Source organism: Pseudaeromonas pectinilytica, from assembly GCF_054780855.1.
Genome location: NZ_BAAGVN010000016.1, coordinates 1 through 764 on the forward strand (window position 1 = coordinate 1; position 764 = coordinate 764).

Annotated in this window: 1 protein-coding gene; it reads right to left on the minus strand. The window is 60.6% G+C overall.

Translation table 11 applies throughout. From position 1 onward, the window contains the following. Positions 1–764 (minus strand): IS66 family transposase (gene tnpC / locus ACYVG7_RS01595; RefSeq protein ID WP_460881502.1); only part of this gene is annotated, 764 nt, incomplete at both ends.

Here is a 764-nt window from a genome sequence, read left to right on the forward strand (position 1 = left end):
TCCATCGCCTTTCTTGTCAGCGAGCCTTTCATCACCTTGCCGACGTTATTCTCCAGCCAGGTTTTGAGCTCCGCCAACAGCGGCATGCTACGTGTCTGCCGTGCCTGATAACGCTCGGCATCACTGCGCTCCTTCTGCTCCCGCTCGATGGCATAGAGCTTACCTATGTACCCCAGGGCTACATCGGCCTTGCTGGCACCGGGCTTGCTCTTACCCTTCGCAACGGACGGCGCGGCTTGGGTCGCTTCGATGAATTTGCGCCGCGCATGATCCCAGCAGCCAATCCGTGTCAGGCCGCTCTCTTTGCACACCTGGCTATAGCCGGAATAACCATCGGCTTGCAGTATGCCGCTAAAGCCGTCCAGCAGACGCACAGGAACGCTTCCGGCGCGCGACGGATCGTATTCAAATAGCACAGAGGGGCGGCCCGGCGGACCGCCGCGGGTCACCCACATCCATTTGTCCGATTGCGCGGTTTTGCCCTTTTCTTTGAGCACCTGGATCCGCGTCTCGTCGGCTTGCAGGTACGTCGCGTGGTTCTGCTCCTCACGCAGCAGGTTCATCAATGGCTGGAACACCTCGTCCAGCCGGATAATCCAGTGGGCCATGCTGGTGCGGCTCACCTCCTGCCCCAGGCGCTTGAACATCTGCTCCAGACGGTATAGCGGCAGGCCATCTGCGTACTTCGAGGTGATGATGTAGCCCAGCAATGACGGCGTGGCGATACATTTGCCCAGCGGGTGTACGGGGCGGTTGGCCGCGAG